Origin of the sequence: Pseudomonas sp. UBA5666 (assembly GCF_002420785.1) — a bacterium.
GTDB lineage: Bacteria > Pseudomonadota > Gammaproteobacteria > Pseudomonadales > Pseudomonadaceae > Aquipseudomonas > Aquipseudomonas fulva.
Genome location: NZ_DIIQ01000006.1, coordinates 158,054 through 180,509, shown reverse-complemented (window position 1 = coordinate 180,509; position 22,456 = coordinate 158,054). Strand labels below are relative to the sequence as shown.

Here is a 22,456-nt window from a genome sequence, read left to right as displayed (position 1 = left end):
GTCTGCATCCATTATTAAAATATTCGCATTAGGAGTGCACCCATGAGCTTCTTGATCCCCGCCGCATACGCGGACGCTGCAGCCCCCGCCGCCGGCCCTGCCGGTACTGGCTTCGAGTGGATTTTTCTGGTCGGTTTCCTGGTCATCTTCTACCTGATGATCTGGCGTCCACAGGCCAAACGTGCCAAAGAGCAGAAGAACCTGCTGGGCAACTTGCAGAAAGGTGACGAAGTTGTCACCAACGGTGGCATTGCCGGCAAGATCGTCAAAGTGGCCGATGATTTCGTGGTGCTGGAAGTGTCCGACACTGTCGAGCTGAAGTTCCAGAAGGGCGCCATTGCCGCGACCCTGCCAAAAGGTACGCTCAAGGCTATCTGAGTTACCGGTTTCATTTTTCCAGTCGGGGCGCGCAACGCGCCCCGCGTCTTGAACGGGCGGCGTGATGCTGAACAAATACCCTCTGTGGAAATACGCACTGATCCTGCTGGTACTGGCGATCGGTTTCATTTATTCCGCTCCCAACCTCTACCCGGATGACCCGGCCGTGCAGATCAGCGGTGCCAGCTCGGCGCTGCAGGTCAACCAGGCCGATCTCGATCGCGTCAGCAAGGCGCTGGTCGATGCAAACATCGCAGTCAAAGGCGTGAGCCTGGGTGAGAAGGGCAGTGGCCTGATTCGTCTGACCAATCAGGAAGACCAGCTGCCCGCCAAGGATGTGGTGCGCAAGGCGCTGGGCGATGACTATGTCGTGGCGCTGAACCTGGCACAAACCACCCCGCAGTGGTTGCGCAACCTGGGTGCCAGCCCCATGAAGCTGGGCCTGGACCTGTCCGGTGGCGTGCACTTCCTGCTGGAAGTGGACATGGACAAGGCCATGAGCGCCCGTATGAAAGTCTACGAAGGCGAGGTCAAGACCTTGCTGCGCAAGGAGCGGGTCCGCTACCGCAGCCTGCCGCAGCAGGACGGTGGCATCATGCTCGGCTTTGCTGACAACGCTACGCGCGAACAGGCACGTGCCCTGATCCGCAAGAATTTCAACGATTTCGACCTGACCACCACCGAGCGCAATGACCTCGCCGTGCTGCGTCTGGCGCTGTCTCAGGCGAAAGTGGCCGAGATTCGCGAATACTCGATCAAGCAGAACCTCACCACCGTGCGTAACCGTGTCAACGAGCTGGGTGTCGCCGAGCCGCTGGTGCAGCGCCAGGGCGCCAACCGCATCGTGGTCGAGCTGCCGGGTGTGCAGGACACTGCCGAAGCCAAGCGTATTCTGGGCAAGACGGCCAACCTGGAGTTCCGTTTCGGTGCCGAGCCGGGCGCGTCCAAAGCCACCACCGAAGTGTTCGAGTTCCGTGAAGGGGGGCGTTCGGCGCCCGTCGAGCGTGGCCTGATCATCACCGGTGACCAGGTGACCGACGCCCAGGCCAGCTTCGACGAGCATGGCCGCCCGCAGGTGAACATTCGTCTGGACGGGCATGGCGGCGAACTGATGAGCCGCGCGACGCGCAGCAACGTTGGTCGCAGCATGGCGGTGATCTTCATCGAGCAGAAGCCTGTCACCCGCTACGTGAAGCAGACGGTCGATGGCGTCGAGAAGGACGTTGCGGTCCAGAGCTTCCAGGAAGAGAAGAAGATCATCAGCCTGGCGACCATCCAGTCGCCGCTGGGTAGCCAGTTCCGTATCACGGGGCTGAACGGCCAGGGCGAATCGTCTGAACTGGCCCTGCTGCTGCGTGCCGGCGGCCTGGCTGCACCGATGTACTTCGCTGAAGAACGTACCATCGGCCCAAGCCTGGGTGCCGACAACATCACCAAGGGCATCGACGCCTCGCTGTGGGGTATGCTGTTCGTCTCGCTGTTCATCATTGCGATCTACCGGGCCTTCGGTGTGCTGGCCACTATCGCCCTCGCCGGCAACATGGTGTTGCTGCTGGCGTTGATGTCCTTGCTGGGCGCTACGCTGACATTGCCAGGCATCGCGGGTATCGTGCTCACCATGGGCATGGCGGTGGATGCCAACGTGCTTATCTTCTCTCGAATCCGTGAAGAGCTGGCTGCAGGGATGTCTGTTCAGCGCGCTATTCATGAAGGCTTCAACCGCGCCTATTCGGCCATCGTCGATGCCAACCTGACTACCTTGCTCGTGGGCGGCATCCTGTTTGCCATGGGCACCGGGCCGGTCAAAGGCTTTGCGGTCACCATGTCCCTCGGGATTTTCACGTCGATGTTCACTGCTGTGATGGTCACCCGTGCCCTGGTCAACCTGACCTGTGGCGGGCGTGACATCAAGAAGCTGTGGGTTTGAGGGAGCTGCGATGAAAACCATCAATTTCATGGGTGTACGCAATGTCGCCTTCGGCGTCACCGTACTGCTCACCGTGCTGGCCTTGTTCAGCTGGTGGCAAAAGGGCCTGAACTTCGGCCTGGACTTCACTGGCGGCACGCTGATCGAGCTGACCTACGAGCGCCCGGCCGATCTCAAGGCGGTACGGGCCGAGTTGGTCGACTCGGGTTTCCACGAGGCAGTGGTGCAGAGCTTCGGTGCCACCACCGACCTGCTGGTGCGCATGCCGGGTGATGACCCACAGCTGGGCAACAAGGTCGCCGCAGCCTTGCAGAAGGCCGGCGGTGACAACCCAGCCACCGTCAAGCGTGTCGAGTTCGTCGGCCCGCAGGTGGGTGAAGAGCTGCGTGACCAGGGCGGCATGGGCATGCTCCTGGCGCTGGGTGGCATCCTTATCTACCTGGCGTTCCGCTTCCAGTGGAAATTCGCAGTAGGCGCCATCATCTCGCTGATCCACGACGTGATCGTGACACTGGGCATCTTGTCGTTCTTCCAGATCACCTTCGACCTGACGGTGCTGGCGGCGGTGCTGGCCATCATCGGCTACTCGCTCAATGACACCATCGTCGTGTTCGACCGGGTGCGTGAGAACTTCCGGGTCATGCGCAAGGCGTCCTTGATCGAAAACATCAACGTCTCCACCACCCAGACGTTGCTGCGTACCGTGGCGACTTCGGTGTCTACCTTGCTGGCTATTGCCGCCTTGCTGTTCTTCGGCGGTGACAACCTGTTCGGCTTCTCGCTGGCCCTGTTCATCGGCGTGATGGCCGGTACCTACTCGTCGATCTACATCGCCAACGTGGTGCTGATCTGGCTGAACCTGAACAGCGAAGACCTGATTCCGCCGGCAAAGACCGAGGGCGTGGACGACCGTCCGTGACCGACTGACGCTCCGCTTGGCGGACGAGAGGGCGCGAGTGTTGAACTCGCGCCCTTTTTTTTGCTCCAAGGCAAGGAGAAAGCGGGCCAAGTCCCGTATGTACGATCAGGAGGTTCACGTGAATAAATCAATGCTGGTGGGTGCGGTGCTAGGTGCTGTCGGTGTCACTGCCGGAGGTGCTGTGGCGACCTACAGCTTGGTGAACAAAGGACCCGAATATGCTCAGGTCACCGACGTGCAGCCGATCAAGCAGCAGGTCAAGACCCCGCGCGAAGTGTGCAAGGACGTAACCGTCACCCGCCAGGCGCCAGTCAAGGATCAGCATCAGATCGCCGGCACTGTGGTCGGCGCGCTGGCCGGTGGCCTGTTGGGCAACCAGATCGGCGGCGGCACCGGCAAGAAGATCGCGACCGTGGCCGGTGCGGTGGGTGGTGGGTATGCTGGCAACAAGGTGCAGGAGGGCATGCAGCAGCGTGACACCTATACCACGACCCAGACCCGCTGCAACACGGTCAACGACATCAGTGAAAAAGTGGTGGGCTACAACGTCAAGTACACCATTGGGGATCAGGTCGGCCAGGTGAAGATGAACCGTGAGCCAGGCTCTACCATCCCAGTGGACAAGAACGGCAAGCTGATTCTCAGCGACGCCGGTCAGTGATGCTGCTGCCGGCGTTGGCCCTGTGCCGACGCCGGTGATGCAGGGCTGGCAGGCATGAAAAAAGCACCCCGAGGGGTGCTTTTGTTTTCCTGCAATCAAATGCTCAACGCTTCATGCTTTCAGGCAGGTGCGGTTGGATGGCAGTCAGTACCGCCTTGAAGCACTTGATGTTGCCGGCGACGATGTGACCTTTGTCGAGGAAGTCATGGCCGCCATTGAAGTCGCTCACCAAGCCGCCTGCTTCCTGAATCAGCAGCACGCCTGCGGCCATGTCCCATTCGGACAGGCCCGACTCCCAGAATGCATCGAAACGGCCTGCGGCCACATAGGCCAGGTCCAGGCTCGCCGCGCCAGCGCGGCGGATGCCGGCGGTCTGGCCTACCAGGCTGCGGAACATGCCCAGGTAATTGTCCAGGTCGGCCATCTGGTTATCACGGAAGGGGAAGCCAGTGCCCAGCAGGGCGCCGTCCAGGCTGGTGCGCGAGCTGACGCGCAGGCGGCGGCCGTTCAATTGAGCGCCACGGCCACGGCTGGCAGTAAACTCTTCCTGGCGAACCGGGTCGACGATCACAGCGTGCTCCAGGCGACCACGGTACTTGCAGGCAATGCTGACGGCAAAGTGAGGAATGCCACGCAGGAAGTTGGTGGTGCCGTCCAGCGGGTCGATGACCCACAGGTAGTCCTTGCCTTCTTCGCCGGAGCCGGCGTGCAGGCCAGTTTCCTCGCCCAGGATGGAGTGGTTCGGGTAGGCCTTGCGCAGGGCATTGACGATGCTCTGCTCGGCAGCGCGATCGACTTCGGAAACGTAGTCCTTGGCCTCTTTCTCATCGACCTTGATGCTATCCAGGCGTTCGATGGAGCGGAAGATCAGTTCACTGGCGCTGCGAGCGGCGCGCAGGGCGATATTCAGCATAGGCTGCATGGGCGGGTCACCTGGAGATGTTAAAGAAGAAAGCCGAACATTCTAACAGAAAATTGTGGCGGCAGAAGGGCGCATTCGCGTGCGTGGCGTTACGCCTGTCGGTTCTGTAAGATTCCAGGCCCTGATTTCCGCCACTGTGAGCACGAGACCTTGCTGCAGAATATTCGTGTCGTTCTGGTCAACACCAGCCACCCCGGCAACATCGGCGGCGCTGCGCGCGCCATGAAGAACATGGGCCTGTCGCGTCTGGTGCTGGTGCAGCCAAAGCAGTTTCCTGCCGACGAGGCCAGCGCGCGCGCCTCGGGCGCGGACGATGTGCTGGGTAACGCCATCGTCGTCGACAGCTTGGAGCAGGCATTGGTCGGCTGCAATCTGGTGATGGGCACCAGTGCCCGTGAGCGCAGCATTCCATGGCCTCTTATCGGCCCACGTGAATGCGGCGACAAGGCCGTGCAGCATGCCGACGGGGGCGAGCAGATCGCCTTGGTGTTCGGGCGCGAGCATGCCGGGCTGACCAATGAAGAGTTGCAGCGATGTCACTTCCACGTGCACATCCCCTCCAATCCCGACTTCAGTTCGCTGAACCTGGCTGCGGCTGTTCAGGTACTGGCCTATGAAGTGCGCATGGCCAGCCTGGCGAACGACCGCTCGCCTGCCCAGGTTGAGAAGGCTGACGCCGACGCCTTGGCCACGATGGACGAGATGGAGCTGTTCTACGACCATCTGGAAAAAACCCTGGTCGACATTGGTTTCCTTGATCCCGAAAAGCCCAAGCACCTGATGCCGCGTCTTCGCAGGCTTTACGGTCGGGTGGCAGTGGAGCGTACGGAAATGAGCATTTTGCGCGGCATTCTTACCGAGACCCAGAAGGTGGTCCGGGGTGAGCCGCATAAACGGAAGGACTGACAGATGCTGGAACGTCTGCGTGAAGATATTCAAAGTGTGTTCCACCGTGATCCAGCGGCGCGCAACGCGTTCGAAGTGCTGACCTGCTACCCCGGGATGCATGCCATATGGTTGCACCGGTTGGGTAATGCCCTGTGGCGGCGGGACTTCAAGTGGCTGGCGCGGCTGGTGTCCAACTTCGGTCGCTGGCTGACCGGTATCGAGATTCACCCGGGCGCCACGATAGGGCGGCGGTTCTTCATCGACCATGGCATGGGCATCGTCATTGGCGAAACCGCCGAGATTGGTGACGACGTGACGCTCTACCAAGGCGTAACCCTGGGCGGTACCAGCTGGAATAAAGGCAAGCGTCACCCAACGCTGGAGGACGGCGTAGTGGTCGGTGCGGGTGCGAAGGTGCTGGGGCCGTTTACCGTAGGGGCCGGGGCCAAGATCGGTTCCAATGCGGTGGTGACCAAGGCGGTGCCAGCCGGCGCCACGGCTGTTGGCATCCCCGGGCGCATCATCGTCAAGGACGAGCAGGGCGATGTCGAGGCGCGGCGCAAGGCCATGGCCGAGAAGATCGGTTTCGATGCCTATGGGGTCAGTGGCGACATGCCCGACCCGGTCGCCCGTGCCATTGGCCAGATGCTTGACCATCTGCAGGCCGTTGATGAGCGCCTGGAAGGCATGTGCGGGGCGTTGACGCGGATGGGCAGTGACTATTGCGCCAAGGAGCTGCCTGCGCTGCCTGAAGATGACTTCACCGAACAGGCGCAGTTGGCCAAGCGCGACATCCAGCCGCATTGATCCCGCCGCGTCAGGCGCGGGTTCTGGCATGGGGGCATGTGCTATCGCCCCCGTGTCTGCTACAATCGCGGCCGCCTCCCCTCATGCAAACCCGACTAAGGCACTAGGTCTAATAGTTGACTTAAATGCTCGGGAATCGCATACTTGCACACATCCCGTAACTCCCGTGGTACCCAATAGCCATGCGACTGACTACCAAAGGCCGATACGCCGTGACTGCCATGCTCGACCTGGCGTTGCACGCGCAGCATGGGCCGGTGTCTTTGGCCGACATCTCCGAGCGCCAGGGCATATCCCTTTCTTATCTGGAACAGCTGTTCGCCAAGCTGCGCCGCAGCAGCCTGGTTTCCAGCGTTCGCGGCCCCGGTGGCGGTTATCAGCTGTCGCGCGGCATGGAGACCATCCAGGTCGCCCAGGTCATCGATGCGGTCAACGAATCGGTCGATGCCACCCGTTGCCAGGGGCTTGGGGACTGCCATGCCGGTGATACCTGCCTGACCCATCACTTGTGGTGCGACCTCAGTCAGCAGATTCACGAGTTCCTCAGTGGCATCAGTCTGGCCGACCTCGTCATGCGCCGTGAGGTGCAGGAAGTCGCTCAGCGTCAGGACCTGCGCCGCGTCGCTGGTCTGTCTGCCCCGCTGGACAAGATTGAGACGTCCGCCGTCGATTGATCCTTCGGGACGACGAGCGACGCCACCGCCTGATAGGAGAGAAAAATGAAGTTGCCGATCTACCTCGATTACTCCGCGACCACCCCGGTCGACCCACGCGTAGCCCAGAAGATGGCCGAATGCCTGACGGCTGACGGTAACTTCGGTAACCCGGCTTCGCGCTCCCACGTCTTTGGCTGGAAAGCCGAAGAAGCGGTCGAGAACGGTCGCCGTCAGGTCGCCGAGCTGATCAATGCCGACCCGCGCGAAATCGTCTGGACCAGCGGTGCCACCGAGTCCGACAACCTGGCCCTGAAGGGTGTTGCGCACTTCTATCAGACCAAGGGCAAGCACATCATCACCTCCAAGATCGAGCACAAGGCGGTCCTCGATACCGCTCGCCAGCTGGAGCGTGAGGGGTTCGAAGTCACCTACCTGGAACCGGGCGAAGACGGCATCGTCACCCCGGCCATGGTCGAGGCGGTCCTGCGTGACGACACCATCCTGGTCTCGCTGATGCACGTGAACAACGAAGTCGGCTCGATCAACGACATTGCCGCCATCGGTGAACTGACCCGTTCGCGCGGCGTGCTGTTCCACGTCGATGCCGCCCAGTCTGCCGGCAAGGTCGAAATCGACCTGCAGCAGCTCAAGGTCGATCTGATGTCGTTCTCCGCGCACAAGGTCTATGGCCCCAAAGGGATCGGCGCGCTGTACGTCAGCCGCAAGCCGCGGGTACGCCTCGAGGCAGCCATGCACGGCGGTGGTCACGAACGCGGCATGCGTTCGGGTACGCTGCCGACGCACCAGATTGTCGGCATGGGCGAAGCATTCGCCATTGCCAAGCAGGACATGGCGGCTGAAAACGCACGCATCAAAGCCTTGAGCGACCGCTTCTTCAAGCAGGTATCCAGCCTCGAAGAACTGTACGTCAACGGTAGCCTGACTGCTCGCGTGCCGCACAACCTGAACCTGAGCTTCAACTACGTCGAGGGCGAATCGCTGCTGATGTCGCTCAAGGACATCGCCGTCTCGTCCGGTTCGGCTTGCACCTCCGCCTCGCTCGAGCCGTCCTACGTGCTGCGTGCACTGGGCCGTAACGACGAGCTGGCGCACAGCTCCATCCGCTTCTCCTTCGGCCGCTTCACCACCGAGGAAGAGGTTGATTACGCCGCGCAGAAAGTCTGCGAGGCCGTGAACAAGCTGCGTGAACTGTCCCCACTTTGGGACATGTACAAAGACGGCGTCGACATCTCCAAGATCGAGTGGGCCGCCCACTAAGCAGTCGCCGGCAAGAGCGGCTCCCTGATGAGGAAGGAATTGCACCATGGCATACAGTGAAAAGGTCATCGACCACTACGAAAACCCGCGCAACGTCGGCAAGATGAATGCCGAGGACCCGGATGTCGGTACCGGCATGGTCGGCGCACCGGCCTGTGGCGATGTGATGCGCCTGCAGATCAAGGTCAACGAGCAGGGCGTGATCGAAGACGCCAAGTTCAAGACCTACGGCTGCGGTTCGGCCATCGCGTCCAGCTCCCTGGCCACCGAGTGGATGAAGGGCAAGACCCTGGACGAAGCCGAGACCATCAAGAACACCCAGCTGGCCGAAGAACTGGCATTGCCGCCGGTCAAGATCCACTGCTCGGTACTCGCCGAAGATGCCATCAAGGCCGCTGTTCGCGATTACAAGCAGAAGAAAGGCTTGATCTAACGTCGCCTGTTGCAAGGTAAGGAGTTCTCATGGCTATCAGCATGACAGAAGCCGCCGCCAATCATGTGCGGCGTTCCCTGGAAGGGCGGGGCAAGGGTGAAGGCATTCGCCTTGGCGTACGCACCACCGGTTGCTCGGGCCTGGCCTACGTGCTGGAGTTCGTCGACGAGCTGGCGGGCGAGGACCAGGTGTTCGAGAACCATGGCGTCAAGGTGATCATCGATCCCAAGAGCCTGGTTTATCTTGACGGCACCGAGCTGGACTTCGTCAAGGAAGGGTTGAACGAAGGGTTCAAGTTCAACAACCCCAACGTGCGCGGTGAGTGTGGCTGCGGCGAAAGCTTCAACGTCTGAGGCCGACCGTGGGTACTCCTTGTCATTTTGCACTGTTCGACCTGCAGCCGAGTTTTCGACTGGACCTTGAGATGCTGGCCACTCGCTATCGCGAGCTGGCCCGCGAAGTCCATCCTGATCGTTTTGCCGATGCCTCCGAGCGCGAGCAACGCTCTGCGCTGGAGAAATCCGCTGCCCTCAACGACGCCTACCAGACGCTGCGCAGTGCACCACGCCGTGCGCGCTACCTGTTGGCGATCGGTGGCCACGAAGTGCCGCAGGAGGTCACGGTCCATGACCCGGATTTCCTCCTGCAGCAGATGCAGTGGCGTGAGGAGCTCGAAGACCTCCAGGACGAAGCCGACCTCGATGGCGTGGCCGTGTTCAAGAAGCGCCTGAAGGCTGCTCAAGACACGCTCAACGAGGATTTCGCCGCCTGCTGGGATGTTGCCGATGCGCGTGAGCAGGCCGAACGCCTGATGCGCCGAATGCAATTCCTCGACAAGCTCGCCCAAGAAGTGCGCCAACTGGAAGAGCGCCTCGACGATTAACCCGGTGCTACCCGTGATGGCACCTAAGGTATTCAGATAAGCATGGCCCTATTGCAGATTGCCGAACCCGGTCAAACGCCCCAGCCCCATGAGCGCCGCCTGGCGGTAGGGATCGACCTGGGCACCACCAATTCCCTGGTCGCTGCATTGCGCAGCGGCGTGAGCGAGCCCCTGCCCGATGCGCAAGGTAATGTGATTCTGCCTTCGGCGGTGCGTTACCTCGAAGCTGGCGGCAGCGAAGTCGGGCAGGCAGCGCGTGACGCTGCCTCCAGCGATCCGCTGAACACCGTGCTGTCGGTCAAGCGCCTGATGGGTCGCGGCCTGGCCGACGTCAAGCAGTTGGGCCAGCAATTGCCCTACCGCTTCGTCGGTGGCGAATCGCACATGCCTTTCATCGATACGGTGCAAGGGCCCAAGAGCCCGGTGCAGGTCTCGGCGGACATCCTCAAGGTGCTGCGTGAGCGCGCCGAGGCGACATTGGGCGGTGAACTGGTCGGTGCGGTGATCACCGTTCCGGCCTATTTCGATGACGCCCAGCGCCAGGCCACAAAAGATGCTGCACGCCTGGCTGGCCTGAACGTCCTGCGTCTGCTCAACGAGCCTACGGCCGCCGCCGTGGCCTATGGCCTTGACCAGAACGCCGAGGGCGTAGTCGCCATCTACGACCTGGGTGGCGGTACCTTCGACATTTCCATCCTGCGCCTGACAGCGGGCGTGTTCGAAGTGCTGGCCACCGGCGGCGATACCGCCCTGGGTGGCGATGACTTCGATCACGCCATTGCAGGCTGGATCATCGAGCAGGCTGGCTTGTCCTCCGACCTCGACCCGGCTACCCAGCGCGCGCTGTTACAGACGGCTTGCGCCGCCAAGGAAGCGTTGACCGATGCCGAGGTGGTGGGCGTCACGCATGGTGCCTGGCAGGGTGAGCTCACCCGTGCCGGTTTCGATGCGATGATCGAGCCGCTGGTGGCCCGCAGCCTCAAGGCCTGCCGCCGTGCCGTACGTGACAGTGGCGTCGAGCTCGATGAAGTCAGCGCCGTGGTCATGGTCGGCGGTTCCACGCGCGTGCCCCGTGTTCGCGATGCCGTCGGTACCCTGTTCGGTCGTAGCCCGCTGACTTCCATCGACCCCGATCAGGTCGTGGCCATCGGCGCCGCCATTCAGGCCGATACCCTGGCCGGCAACCGTCGCGAAGGCGGCGAGCTGTTGCTGCTTGATGTGATCCCGCTGTCACTGGGCCTGGAGACCATGGGCGGGCTCATGGAGAAAGTGATCCCGCGCAATACCACCATCCCGGTGGCGCGCGCCCAGGAGTTCACGACTTATAAAGACGGCCAGTCGGCCATGATGATCCATGTGCTGCAGGGCGAGCGCGAACTGATCAGCGACTGCCGGTCACTGGCGCGCTTCGAACTGCGCGGCATTCCGGCCATGGTGGCAGGGGCAGCGAAAATTCGCGTCACCTTCCAGGTCGATGCCGACGGGCTGCTCAGCGTCGCCGCCCGGGAACTCGCATCAGGCGTGGAAGCCAGCATTCAGGTCAAGCCGTCCTACGGCCTGACCGATGGCGAAATCGCGCGCATGCTCAAGGACTCCTTCGAGCATGCTGGTACCGACAAGCAGGCCCGTCAGTTGCGTGAGCACCAAGTGGACGCCGAACGGCTGCTCGAAGCGGTACAGGGCGCCCTGGACGCCGACGGTCAGCGCTTGCTCAGTGAAGAAGAGCGCCAGGCCATTGAATTCCAGATGCAAGAACTACGTGATTTGCTGGCGGGCACCGATGGCGCTGCCATCGAGCAACAGACCAAGCGTCTGTCGCACGTGACCGACGCATTTGCCGCCCGACGCCTTGATTCGACGGTCAAAGCCGCACTGGCCGGGCGCAACCTGAATGAGATCGAGGAGTAATCGATGCCGCTGGTGACATTCCTGCCGCATGAGAAGTTCTGCCCGGAGGGGCTGACCGTGGAGGTGCCTGCCGGCACCAATATCCTGGAGCTGGCCCACGATCATCACATCGAGATGGAGAGCGCCTGCGGCGGTGTGAAGGCCTGCACCACATGCCACTGCATCGTGCGCAAGGGCTTCGATTCCCTTGAGGAAGCCGACGAGCTCGAAGAAGACATGCTGGACAAGGCGTGGGGCCTGGAAGCGCAGTCGCGTCTGGGTTGCCAGGTGGTGGTGGCCGATCAGGACCTCACCATCGAGATCCCCAAGTATTCGCTCAACCACGCTGCCGAAGCGCCGCACTGAGGTCCTGGACATGAGTCTGAAATGGATTGATGTACTTGATATCGCCATCGAGCTTGCAGAAAGCAAGCCGGACGTCGATCCTCGGTATGTGAATTTCGTCGATCTGCACCGCTGGGTGGTGGCATTGCCTGGCTTCAGTGACGATCCTTCGCGCGCCGGCGAGAAGGTGCTCGAGGCCATCCAGGCGGCCTGGATCGACGAAGCCGACTGAACACGCACCGCAGGTTAGGCAATCCCCTGGAACCCGCGTATAATTCGCGGGTTTAATTTTTCGTAACACTCATATTCTGGAGTTTTCCATGGCTGTTCAACGTACTTTCTCCATCATCAAGCCTGACGCTGTTGCCAAGAACGTCATCGGCAAGATCACCACTCGCTTCGAAGAAGCCGGCCTGAAAATCGTTGCCTCGAAAATCAAGCAACTGTCCAAGGCCGAGGCCGAAGGCTTCTACGCCGAGCACAGCGAGCGCGGCTTCTTCGGTGACCTGGTTGCCTTCATGACTTCCGGTCCGGTTGTCGTTCAGGTCCTGGAAGGCGAGAACGCCATTGCCAAGAACCGTGAGCTGATGGGCGCTACCAACCCTAAAGAAGCCGCTGCCGGCACCATCCGCGCCGACTTCGCCGAGTCCATCGACGCCAACGCCGTTCACGGTTCGGACTCCGAAGCTGCTGCTGCTCGCGAAATCGCTTACTTCTTCGCTGCTACCGAGGTAACCACTCGCTAAGCGAAAGCTTACGGGTGAGGGTGAATCCATGACGACATCGACTGACAAAATCAACCTGCTGGGTCTGACCCTGCAGGAAATGGAACAATTCTTCGATTCCATCGGAGAGAAGCGCTTCCGCGCCGGTCAGGTGATGAAATGGATTCACCACTTTGGCGTCGATGATTTCGCCGCCATGACGAACGTCGGCAAGGTCTTGCGTGAAAAGCTCGAGGCCGTTGCCGAAATTCGTCCACCGGAAGTGGTCAGCGAAGACATTTCCGCAGACGGCACCCGCAAGTGGGTGATCCGCGTTGCCTCCGGCAGCTGCGTCGAAACCGTCTATATTCCCACCGACGATCGCGGCACCCTGTGCGTGTCGTCGCAAGCCGGTTGTGCCCTGGACTGCAGCTTCTGCTCCACCGGCAAACAAGGCTTCAACAGCAACCTCACCGCCGCCGAAGTGATCGGCCAGGTGTGGCTTGCGAACAAATCCTTCGGGACCGTGCCTGCCAAAATCGACCGCGCCATCACCAACGTGGTCATGATGGGCATGGGCGAACCCCTGCTCAATTTCGACAATGTCATCGCCGCCATGAAGATCATGATGGAAGATCTGGGCTATGGCATCTCCAAGCGTCGCGTCACCCTGTCCACCTCGGGCGTCGTGCCGATGATCGACGAGTTGGCCAAGCACATCGATGTGTCGCTGGCTTTGTCATTGCATGCACCCAATGACGAGTTGCGCAACAAACTGGTACCGATCAACAAGAAGTACCCGCTCAAGATGCTGCTCGACGCATGCATGGGCTACATGGCGACCCTGGGCGGCAAGCGGGTGCTCACCATCGAGTACACCCTGCTCAAGGACGTCAACGACCAGCCCGAGCATGCGGCGCAGATGATCGAGCTGCTGCGCGACGTGCCGTGCAAGATCAACCTGATTCCATTCAATCCGTTCCCGCACTCCGGCTACGAGCGCCCCAGCAACAACGCCATTCGTCGTTTCCAAGACCTGCTGCACCACGGTGGCTACAACGTGACGACGCGCACCACCCGTGGTGATGACATCGATGCGGCTTGCGGCCAGCTGGTGGGGCAGGTCAATGACCGCACCCGGCGCAGCGAACGTTACATCGCCGTCCGGCAGCTGTCGGCAGACGCCGAGCGCCCGGACAGCCCGGCCGCCCACTGACCGGAACTGGCCTATGAACGTGCGCGCTGCGCTGCCGATCATTGCGCTTTCGCTGCTCGCCGGCTGCATGTCAGGCGCAGGCAGCGATGCGCAGGTGGCTGAGCAGCGCAGGGTCGAGGCCGGGCGGGCGTATGTGCAGCTGGGGCTCGGCTACCTGCAACAGGGGATGCTGGGCCAGGCCAAGACGCCCTTGTCAAAGGCGCTGGCGCTGGATGGCGACGATGCCGACGCCCATGCCGCCTTGGCATTGGTCTACCAGGCCGAAGGCGAGCCTGTATTGGCCGAGCGCCATTTCAAGCAAGCGCTTGGGGCGGGTGCCAGCACCACGCGAATTCGCAACAATTACGGCAGTTTCCTTTATGCTCAAGGGCGGTTTGCCGAAGCGCAGCAGATGTTTCGCCTTGCCAGCGCCGATACCCTGTATCCTGAGCGATCACGGGTTTATGAAAACCTTGGCCTGACAGCCTTGAGGCTCGGCCAGCGCGATCAGGCGCACGCCCATTTGCAAAAAGCATTGCAGCTTAACCAGCGACAGCCACAAGCGTTGCTGGAAATGGCTGAGTTGTCCTACGAAAACAGGCATTATGTGCCGGCCCGGGATTACTACGATCGTTTCAGCCGGTTGAGTGGCCACGATGCCCGGAGCCTGCTGCTGGGTAGCCGCCTTGCCAAGGTGTTCGACGAGCAAGGGACGGTGGCCGAGTTGGGGCAGCAATTACAACGACTTTATCCCGGTACGCCGGAATATCAGCAATACCTGTCGGAGCAACGATGAACGCCGCGCATCCCGAAGTAGCTGTAGCGCCTGGCCAGAACCCTGGTGAGCTGTTGCGCCTGGCCCGTGAGAAACGGGACTGGTCCCAAGCCGAGGTGGCCCGCAAGCTCAATCTTACTGTCAGCTCGCTCAACCATGTGGAAACCGGCGCCTTCGACAAGCTGCCCGGGCATACCTTCGCCCGTGGCTACATCCGCGCCTACGCCAAGTTGATGGAGCTGGACCAGGCTGCCCTGGTCGAAGCCTTCGATCGCTACACCGGCACCCACGCCAAGGGCAGCGACGTACATTCGCTGGGGCGTATCGAAGAGCCTTCCCGGTTGTCCCACAATATTCTGCGCGGGGTCAGCCTGTTGCTGCTGCTGGCGGTCGTGGGTGGCGGTTTCGTCTGGTGGCAGGACCAGGGCAGTCTGCGCGGCAAAGACCTCTCCAGCATCGCCCTTGAGCACGTCGAGGTCGAAAGCGCCGACGGCACCACCCAGATTCACCCGCTTGACGAACCCGAAGACCAGGCCGTCTCTGCCGCCCAGCAACCTGAGAGCGCCCCCCTGCCGTTGGCCCAGGGTACCGACGAGCAGCAGGCTGCAAGTACCGGGCAGGCAGCGGCTACCGACACGCCTGCAGCCGGCTCTGCTCCGGTAACGGGCACTGCGACGCCGCAGCCGGCGCCGGCCAACGCTACCCCTGTTGCCAGCGCGCCGGCGGCAGCCGCCCCTGCAACCAGTGCAGCCGCCGCCGAGCCCGCCGCCGTGCCAGCAGGCAGCGGCAAGGTCGCGATTGAGTTCGTCGCCGATTGCTGGACCCAGGTTTCCGATGGCAACGGCAAGGTGTTGTTCAGCGGCATCAAGCGCAAGGGGGACAACCTCGAGCTGACTGGCAAGCCGCCGTTTGCGGTACGTCTGGGCTTTGCCCGTGGCGCCAAGGTCAGCTACAACGGCCAGGCCGTCGACGTTGCCCCGTTCACCAGTGGCGAAACCGCTCGCCTGAAGTTGGGACAGTAATTCATGCACGGCCAATCCCCGATCAAACGTCGCGAATCCCGCAAGATATGGGTCGGCAATGTGCCGGTGGGCGGTGATGCGCCCATTGCAGTGCAGAGCATGACCAACACCGATACCAATGATGTCGCCGCCACGGTGGGGCAGATCCAGCGTCTGGTCGATGCCGGTGTGGACATCGTTCGCGTGTCGGTACCTGACATGGACGCCGCCGAAGCCTTCGGCCGCATCAAGCAGCAGGTCAGCGTGCCGCTGGTCGCCGACATTCACTTCGACTACAAGATTGCCCTGCGCGTGGCCGAGTTGGGTGTGGACTGCCTGCGCATCAACCCTGGCAATATCGGCCGTGAAGACCGGGTCAGGGCTGTCGTTGACGCCGCTCGCGACCGTGGTATTCCAATCCGTATCGGCGTCAACGCAGGCTCACTGGAAAAGGACCTGCAGAAAAAGTACGGCGAGCCTACGCCCGCAGCGCTGGTCGAATCGGCGCTGCGCCATGTGGAACACCTCGATCGTCTCGACTTCCAGGATTTCAAGGTCAGCGTCAAGGCGTCGGACGTGTTCATGGCCGTCGAGGCCTATCGCCTGCTGGCACGGCAGATCGTGCAACCCCTGCACCTGGGAATCACCGAAGCCGGTGGCCTGCGCTCGGGTACGGTGAAATCTGCCGTTGGCCTAGGTATGCTGCTGGCCGAAGGCATTGGCGATACCATCCGCATTTCGCTGGCGGCAGACCCGGTGGAGGAGGTCAAGGTAGGCTATGACATCCTCAAGTCCCTGCACTTGCGTTCCCGAGGCATCAACTTCATCGCCTGCCCGAGCTGCTCGCGGCAGAATTTCGATGTGGTAAAAACCATGAACGAGCTCGAAGGGCGCCTCGAGGACCTGCTGGTGCCGCTGGACGTGGCCGTCATCGGCTGTGTGGTCAATGGCCCGGGGGAGGCCAAGGAAGCGCATGTCGGCCTGACCGGTGGTACGCCCAACCTGGTCTACATCGACGGTAAACCGGCGCAGAAACTGACCAACGACAACCTGGTCGATGATCTCGAAAGACTCATCCGTCAGAAAGCGGCCGAGAAGGTCGAAGCCGACGCGGCGTTGATCGCCCGTGGCTGATACACAGAATTCGTAAGGATCATTCGTGAGCAAATCGCTGCAAGCCATCCGTGGCATGAACGACATCCTGCCCGAGCAGTCGCCATTGTGGCGCTATTTCGAGGGTACCGTTGCCGGCCTGCTGGACACCTACGGGTACAGCCAGATCCGCACGCCCATCGTGGAGTTCACCGAGCTGTTCAAGCGCTCGATCGGTGAAGTGACCGATATCGTCGAAAAGGAAATGTACACCTTCGAAGACCGCAACGGTGACTCGCTCACACTGCGTCCGGAAGGGACTGCGGCCTGTGTTCGCGCGGTGCTGGAGCATGGCATCACCGGCAATGGCCAGGTGCAGAAGCTGTGGTACATCGGGCAGATGTTCCGCCACGAGCGTCCCCAGAAGGGCCGCTACCGGCAGTTCCACCAGATCGGTGTGGAGGTGTTCAACCTCGATGGCCCGGATATCGATGCCGAGTTGATCATGCTGACCTGGCGCCTGTGGGGCTTGCTGGGCATTCAGGATGCGGTCAAGCTCGAACTCAACAGCCTTGGCACCAGCCAAGCGCGCGCCCGCTACCGCGACGCGTTGGTGGAGTTCCTGTCCGCGCGCCTGGAGCAACTGGACGAGGACAGCCAGCGCCGCCTCAAGAGCAATCCGCTGCGCATCCTCGACAGCAAGGACACCAACACCCAGGCGGTGCTGGTCGATGCGCCGAAGCTCGAAGATTACCTGGACGAAGAATCCCGTGCGCACTTCGCAGGCCTGAAGGCCCGCCTGGACGCTGCCGGCATTCCATTCGTGCTCAACACCAAGCTGGTGCGGGGGCTGGACTACTACAGCAAGACCGTCTTCGAGTGGGTCACCGACAAGCTTGGTGCCCAGGGTACGGTGTGTGCCGGCGGCCGCTACGATGGGCTGGTGGAGCAAATGGGCGGCAAGCCTACACCTGGCGTTGGCTTTGCCATGGGTATCGAGCGCCTGATTCTGCTGCTTGAAACCCTTGGCAAGGTACCGGACTCCATCAGCCGTCAGGTCGATGTCTACCTCTGCGCTTTTGGTGAGCAGGCCGAGTTGGCGGGCCTGCGTCTGTCCGAAGCGGTGCGTGACCGTCTGCCGGGCCTGCGTCTGGCCGTGAATGCGGGCGGGGGCAGTTTCAAAAGCCAGTTCAAGAAAGCCGACAAGAGCGGCGCGCTGTTCGCCTTGATTCTTGGCGATGATGAGTTGGCCAAACAGGAAGTCGGCTTCAAACCCCTGCGTGGTCAGGGCGAACAACAGAACATTGCCTGGGATGCCCTTGCAGGGCACCTGGAAACCGCGATCGCGCAGGCGTAACGCGGTTCAACGAGCGAATAGGCGAAAAGGAGTATTGGGGTGTCGAGTACCGATGATGATGACCTGGCAGGGGTCAAGGACTGGTGGAACCGTAACGGCAAGCCGCTGCTGACCGGTGCGTTGCTCGCCGGCGTGGTAGTGCTGGGCTGGAACACCTGGCACAAGTACCAGAACAACCAGTCGCAAGGTGCCTCGCAGTTGTATCAGGCGCTACTGGAAACCAGCCTCACGCCTACGGGTCAGCCGGACGCCACCCGGGTTGCGGAACTGGCCGGCAAGCTCAAGAGCGAGTTCGGCGGCACTGCCTATGCCCAGTACGGCAGCCTGTTCGTGGCCAAGGTAGCGGTCGAGAGCGGCAAGCTCGACGATGCCGCTGGCGAACTCAAGGCTGTGCTGGACAAGCCGGCAGACGCCACCCTTGGCGAGATCGCACGCCAGCGTCTGGCCCGTGTGCTGGCCGCCCAGAACAAGGCCGAGGATGCCCTCAAGTTGCTTGACGGGGATGCCGAGAAAGCCTTCCTCGCCAGTCGCGAGGAGTTGAAAGGGGACCTGCTGGTACAGCTGGGCCGCGCTGATGACGCGCACGGTGCTTACGAAAAGGCCAAGGCTGCGTTGTCCGACGAGGCGGCAGTGGGTGGCTTGCAGTTGAAGCTCGATGATCTGGCCAGAGGGGACGCGTAAGTGATCGGTTGGAAACAAGCAGCAGTGCTGACCTTGGCGGTATTGGCCGCAGGGTGCAGCAGCAACAGCAAGAAGGAATTGCCTCCTGCCGAACTGACCAAGTTCACCGAGGAAGTGGTGCTCAAGAAGCAGTGGAGCCGCTCCATCGGTGACGGTCAGGGTGAAACCTACAACACCCTCGTGCCGGCCATCGAGAACGACCGGATCTATGCCTCCGACGTCACCGGCGATGTCTATGCCCTGGACCGCATCACGGGCAACGTGGTGTGGAACAAGGACCTTGACCTGCCGGTTTCTGGCGCGGTCGGCGTAGGCTACGGTCTGGTGATGCTCGGCACCCTCAAGGGTGAAGTGATTGCCCTGGATTCGAGCACCGGCGAGGAGCGCTGGCGCGCCCGGGTGACCAGCGAAGTGCTGGCGCCCCCGGCCAACAACGGTGATGTGGTAGTGGTGCAGACCCAGGATGATCGCCTGATCGGCCTGGATGCTGCTACCGGTGATCGTCGCTGGATTTATGAAAGCACCCCGGCGGTACTGACCCTGCGCGGCACCGGCGCGCCGATCGTGACTAACCGCCTGGCGGTTGCTGGCCTGTCCACCGGTAAGGTCGTGGCAGTCGACATCAGCAATGGCGTACCTGTATGGGAAAGCCGTGTGGCGATCCCCCAGGGCCGTTCCGAGCTTGAGCGTGTCGTCGACATCGACGGCGGCTTGCTGCTCTCGGGTGGTACCCTGTACGTCAGCACCTACCAGGGGCGCGTTGCGGGCCTGGATCTGGAAAGTGGCCGCGTGCTCTGGCAGCGTGATGCTTCCAGCTACGTCGGGGTCGCCCAGGGCTTTGGCAACGTTTACGTGAGCGAAGCCTCGGGTACCGTGGAAAGCGTCGATGAGCGTTCCTCCAGCGCCCTGTGGTCCAACGATGCCATGGCCCGCCGCCAGCTGACCGCCCCCGAGGTGTACAGCAGCTACGTGGCAGTAGGCGACTTCGAAGGCTACCTGCACCTGCTCAGCCAAGTCGACGGTCGCTTCGTTGGCCGTGAGCGTGTCGACAGCAGTGGCCTGCGTGCACGGCCATTGGTGGTGGGTGACACCATCTATGTCTTCGGCAACAGCGGCAAGCTCGAGGCACTGACCATCCGCTGAAGCTATGCTTGAAGCCGTGCGGCTTCAGGCTGCGGCGTAGGATACGCCGCCCGAACTCCGGCCGCTGCCTTGCAGCGGCCTTTGTATTTTCAAGAATTCAAGAGTGGAGAGCCGAATGGTTCCCGTAATCGCCCTGGTGGGCCGTCCGAACGTCGGCAAATCCACCATGTTCAACCGCCTGACCAAGACCCGCGATGCCATCGTGGGTGACCTGTCGGGCCTGACCCGTGATCGCCAGTATGGTGATGCCAGCTGGCAGGGTCGCTCCTTCATCCTCATCGACACCGGTGGCATCACCGGTGATGAAGTGGGCATGGACGAAAAAATGGCCGAGCAGTCGCTCATGGCCATCGAAGAAGCCGACTATGTGCTGTTCCTGGTCGATGCCCGAGCGGGCATGACAGCGGCAGACCAGATGATTGCCGAGCACCTGCGCAAGCGCAACAAGGCGGCGATTCTGGTCGCCAACAAGATCGACAACATCGACGCTGACGTCGCTCGCGCTGAGTTCTCGCCAATGGGCATGGGCAATGCCATTCCGGTGGCAGGCTCCCAGGGTCGAGGCATCAACGCGTTGATGGAGGCCGTACTCGGTCACTTGCCGCGCGATGCCGAAGAAGAAGCCCTGGACCAGGATGTCGCCGAAGGCGAAGAGGCCGTTCGCATCCCTGGCCCAAGCGAAAAGGATGGCATCAAGATTGCCATCATTGGTCGCCCCAACGTCGGCAAGTCGACCCTGGTCAACCGCATGCTCGGTGAAGAGCGTGTGGTGGTCTACGACGAGCCGGGTACGACGCGCGACAGTATCTACATTCCCTTCGAGCGTGATGGTGACAAGTACACCTTCATCGACACCGCCGGTGTGCGCAAGCGCGGCAAGATCCACGAGGAAGTCGAAAAGTTCTCGGTCGTGAAGACGCTGCAGGCGATCAAGGACGCCAACGTGGTGATCTTCGTCATGGATGCTCGCGAAGGGGTGGTCGATCACGACCTGAACTTGCTGGGCTTTGCTCTGGAAGCTGGCCGCGCCATCGTCATCGCCCTGAACAAGTGGGATGGCATGGAGCCGGGTGAGCGTGCCTATGTGAAGACCGAGCTGGAGCGCCGGCTGTTCTTCGTCGATTTCGCCGATATCCACTTCATTTCCGCCCTGCACGGCACGGGCGTGGGCAACCTGTACAAATCGGTGCAGGCCGCGTTCACCTCAGCTGTGACCCGCTGGCCAACCAGCCGCCTGACGCAGATCCTCGAAGACGCCGTCAGCGAGCACCAGCCGCCGCTGGTCAATGGCCGTCGCATCAAGCTGCGTTATGCGCACCTGGGCGGGGCCAACCCGCCGCTGATCGTGATCCACGGCAACCAAACCGACAGCATTCCCAAGTCGTACTCGCGTTACCTGGAAAACACTTACCGTCGCGTGCTCAAGCTGGTCGGCACGCCGATTCGCATCGAGTACAAAGGCGGTGAAAACCCCTACGAGGGCAAGAAGAACACCCTCACAGACCGCCAGGTCAACAAGAAACGTCGCTTGATGTCGCACCACAAGAAAGCCGAGAAGAAACGCCGCGATAAGCGATAGGCGCCTGCCGAACCCGTTACAGTGTCTGTACAGGTCCTCGCCCGCCGTGCTGCGCATTTCTAGCGCCGCACCTGTGTTCCTGTTTCCTCGCGAGTGCGGCCATGCAGCCAAGCTCGGGAGGAAACATTGATCTATGCCGCTCTCCACATTGCACCGGTAGTTTGTGTGCGTGTGGTGCACAAGGCGCTCAGTCCGTGCTCCCCGCGCGGGGGGCGTTGGCTATTCACGTACGTGTGAATGATGTGTTAGATCAATGGAGGGAACGTCATGAACGATATTTACTTAAAAAAAACCAAAGGCAAGCTCTATCTGCTTGAGGACGGCGAGCGTTATGCAATCATCGTCAATCATTTGAATGAACTGCAGGTAGCAGGATCGCTGGATACGCCCGAGTGCTTCGACATCGGAATGCTCGCCCACCCATCGCTCGAGGGGGGTGTGGCTTTTGAGTTTCGAACGTCAGCAGGCAAGCAGGTCACTGGACGTGGTGGGCGCGTGCTTCATGCGTCGGGCGAAGAGCTGGGCACACCCGGTCCTGCTCTGCAAATCAGTCACCTGGCTGGAAACGTTGACGGCGAGCCCAATGTTAACCAGGTTCAATTGCAAACCCTCGATGCCCGCTACGTCTCAGCCCACGATCGTGTGCTCGTGGGCTACAAAGAAGTCCCCGTAGGCTGGACTTGGTTCGGCCTCACGCCCAATGCTACGAAGAAGGTACCCGTTTGGGAGAGCCAGCCAAGCGACAGGTTGCGCTACCATACCAAGGACGTGGCGCCCGCAGCGACCTTCATACTGGAGTTCGTCGCTCCAGCAGAAGGTTGAACTAGCCCCGACAGTAATCGTCGAGAAAGCCTGTGACGTGCGACTCACGCCTTGACTGGCTTCTTCCCGACGAAACGATCCGCTATGCTCGTGCTTTCTTTCCGTGCCGGCTGCACCAGGAGC

25 protein-coding genes are annotated in these 22,456 nt (G+C 61.5%); 24 read left to right on the top strand and 1 reads right to left on the bottom strand.

Translation table 11 applies throughout. From position 1 onward, the window contains the following. Nucleotides 1–42 precede the first annotated feature (42 nt). The 4 genes from yajC (at nt 43) to B2Y33_RS04865 (ending at nt 3,885) form a co-directional block, all read left to right on the top strand. A complete protein-coding gene (gene yajC / locus B2Y33_RS04880; RefSeq protein WP_023533309.1) occupies nt 43–378 on the top strand; it encodes a preprotein translocase subunit YajC in 336 nt (111 codons plus the stop codon). A gap of 64 nt (nt 379–442) precedes the next feature. After that, nucleotides 443–2,305, top strand: a complete 1,863-nt coding sequence (gene secD, locus B2Y33_RS04875; protein WP_028687027.1) for a protein translocase subunit SecD — start codon at nt 443–445, stop codon at nt 2,303–2,305. Nucleotides 2,306–2,315: 10 nt separating this feature from the next. Further along, nucleotides 2,316–3,224, top strand: coding sequence for a protein translocase subunit SecF (gene secF, locus B2Y33_RS04870; RefSeq protein WP_027913682.1), 909 nt, complete (start codon nt 2,316–2,318; stop codon nt 3,222–3,224). Between the two features lie 118 nt (nt 3,225–3,342). Further along, complete coding sequence (locus tag B2Y33_RS04865; protein WP_027913683.1) at nt 3,343–3,885, top strand: glycine zipper 2TM domain-containing protein; 543 nt, start codon at nt 3,343–3,345, stop codon at nt 3,883–3,885. 103 nt (nt 3,886–3,988) lie between these two features. Here B2Y33_RS04865 and suhB read toward each other — a convergent pair whose 3' ends face one another. After that, the gene (suhB, locus tag B2Y33_RS04860; RefSeq protein ID WP_023533392.1) at nt 3,989–4,807 is read right to left on the bottom strand and encodes an inositol-phosphate phosphatase; all 819 of its coding nucleotides are present in this window, start codon (nt 4,805–4,807) and stop codon (nt 3,989–3,991) included. Between the two features lie 150 nt (nt 4,808–4,957). On the opposite strand from suhB, the gene trmJ reads away from it, so the two are divergent. The 20 genes from trmJ to B2Y33_RS04760 all read left to right on the top strand — a co-directional run bounded on the left by trmJ (nt 4,958) and on the right by B2Y33_RS04760 (nt 22,333). Continuing rightward, nucleotides 4,958–5,713 (top strand): tRNA (cytosine(32)/uridine(32)-2'-O)-methyltransferase TrmJ, encoded by a 756-nt coding sequence (gene trmJ / locus B2Y33_RS04855; protein WP_027913684.1) that lies wholly within the window; start codon nt 4,958–4,960, stop codon nt 5,711–5,713. Between the two features lie 3 nt (nt 5,714–5,716). Then, the gene (gene cysE / locus B2Y33_RS04850; protein WP_023533458.1) at nt 5,717–6,502 is read left to right on the top strand and encodes a serine O-acetyltransferase; all 786 of its coding nucleotides are present in this window, start codon (nt 5,717–5,719) and stop codon (nt 6,500–6,502) included. Nucleotides 6,503–6,684: 182 nt separating this feature from the next. After that, on the top strand, nt 6,685–7,176 hold the full coding sequence (iscR, locus tag B2Y33_RS04845) for a Fe-S cluster assembly transcriptional regulator IscR (protein WP_023533322.1): 492 nt from the start codon (nt 6,685–6,687) through the stop codon (nt 7,174–7,176). A gap of 45 nt (nt 7,177–7,221) precedes the next feature. Next, a complete protein-coding gene (locus B2Y33_RS04840; protein WP_027913686.1) occupies nt 7,222–8,436 on the top strand; it encodes an IscS subfamily cysteine desulfurase in 1,215 nt (404 codons plus the stop codon). Nucleotides 8,437–8,482: 46 nt separating this feature from the next. After that, nucleotides 8,483–8,869 carry a Fe-S cluster assembly scaffold IscU gene (gene iscU / locus B2Y33_RS04835; protein WP_003248539.1) on the top strand — a complete coding sequence of 129 codons (387 nt, stop codon included), beginning with the start codon at nt 8,483–8,485 and terminating at the stop codon, nt 8,867–8,869. Nucleotides 8,870–8,898: 29 nt separating this feature from the next. Beyond that, nucleotides 8,899–9,222 (top strand): iron-sulfur cluster assembly protein IscA, encoded by a 324-nt coding sequence (iscA, locus tag B2Y33_RS04830; RefSeq protein ID WP_023533425.1) that lies wholly within the window; start codon nt 8,899–8,901, stop codon nt 9,220–9,222. 8 nt (nt 9,223–9,230) lie between these two features. Then, nucleotides 9,231–9,752: a co-chaperone HscB gene (gene hscB / locus B2Y33_RS04825; protein ID WP_027913687.1), complete on the top strand. Its 522-nt coding sequence runs from the start codon at nt 9,231–9,233 to the stop codon at nt 9,750–9,752. Nucleotides 9,753–9,794: 42 nt separating this feature from the next. Then, entirely contained in the window at nt 9,795–11,660 is a 1,866-nt protein-coding gene (gene hscA / locus B2Y33_RS04820) for a Fe-S protein assembly chaperone HscA (protein WP_027913688.1), read from the top strand. Between the two features lie 3 nt (nt 11,661–11,663). Further along, nucleotides 11,664–12,005, top strand: coding sequence for an ISC system 2Fe-2S type ferredoxin (fdx, locus tag B2Y33_RS04815; protein ID WP_027913689.1), 342 nt, complete (start codon nt 11,664–11,666; stop codon nt 12,003–12,005). Nucleotides 12,006–12,015: 10 nt separating this feature from the next. Then, nucleotides 12,016–12,216 carry a Fe-S cluster assembly protein IscX gene (iscX, locus tag B2Y33_RS04810; protein WP_023533289.1) on the top strand — a complete coding sequence of 67 codons (201 nt, stop codon included), beginning with the start codon at nt 12,016–12,018 and terminating at the stop codon, nt 12,214–12,216. An 88-nt stretch (nt 12,217–12,304) separates the two neighbouring features. Then, a complete protein-coding gene (gene ndk / locus B2Y33_RS04805; protein WP_023533373.1) occupies nt 12,305–12,730 on the top strand; it encodes a nucleoside-diphosphate kinase in 426 nt (141 codons plus the stop codon). A gap of 28 nt (nt 12,731–12,758) precedes the next feature. Next, a complete protein-coding gene (gene rlmN / locus B2Y33_RS04800) occupies nt 12,759–13,904 on the top strand; it encodes a 23S rRNA (adenine(2503)-C(2))-methyltransferase RlmN (RefSeq protein WP_027913690.1) in 1,146 nt (381 codons plus the stop codon). Nucleotides 13,905–13,917: 13 nt separating this feature from the next. Beyond that, entirely contained in the window at nt 13,918–14,679 is a 762-nt protein-coding gene (gene pilW, locus B2Y33_RS04795; RefSeq protein ID WP_027913691.1) for a type IV pilus biogenesis/stability protein PilW, read from the top strand. Continuing rightward, nucleotides 14,676–15,680, top strand: coding sequence for a RodZ domain-containing protein (locus tag B2Y33_RS04790; RefSeq protein ID WP_028687032.1), 1,005 nt, complete (start codon nt 14,676–14,678; stop codon nt 15,678–15,680). Before pilW ends, B2Y33_RS04790 begins: the two co-directional genes overlap by 4 nt. A 3-nt stretch (nt 15,681–15,683) precedes the next feature. After that, entirely contained in the window at nt 15,684–16,793 is a 1,110-nt protein-coding gene (gene ispG, locus B2Y33_RS04785) for a flavodoxin-dependent (E)-4-hydroxy-3-methylbut-2-enyl-diphosphate synthase (protein WP_023533296.1), read from the top strand. A gap of 25 nt (nt 16,794–16,818) precedes the next feature. Then, nucleotides 16,819–18,108, top strand: a complete 1,290-nt coding sequence (gene hisS, locus B2Y33_RS04780) for a histidine--tRNA ligase (protein ID WP_028687033.1) — start codon at nt 16,819–16,821, stop codon at nt 18,106–18,108. Nucleotides 18,109–18,147: 39 nt separating this feature from the next. Further along, nucleotides 18,148–18,789 carry a tetratricopeptide repeat protein gene (locus B2Y33_RS04775; RefSeq protein WP_027913694.1) on the top strand — a complete coding sequence of 214 codons (642 nt, stop codon included), beginning with the start codon at nt 18,148–18,150 and terminating at the stop codon, nt 18,787–18,789. Next, on the top strand, nt 18,790–19,932 hold the full coding sequence (gene bamB, locus B2Y33_RS04770) for an outer membrane protein assembly factor BamB (protein ID WP_027913695.1): 1,143 nt from the start codon (nt 18,790–18,792) through the stop codon (nt 19,930–19,932). 115 nt (nt 19,933–20,047) lie between these two features. Continuing rightward, nucleotides 20,048–21,511 carry a ribosome biogenesis GTPase Der gene (gene der, locus B2Y33_RS04765; protein ID WP_023533412.1) on the top strand — a complete coding sequence of 488 codons (1,464 nt, stop codon included), beginning with the start codon at nt 20,048–20,050 and terminating at the stop codon, nt 21,509–21,511. Nucleotides 21,512–21,778: 267 nt separating this feature from the next. Then, nucleotides 21,779–22,333 (top strand): hypothetical protein, encoded by a 555-nt coding sequence (locus tag B2Y33_RS04760; protein WP_027913696.1) that lies wholly within the window; start codon nt 21,779–21,781, stop codon nt 22,331–22,333. The last annotated feature ends 123 nt before the right edge of the window (nt 22,334–22,456 follow it).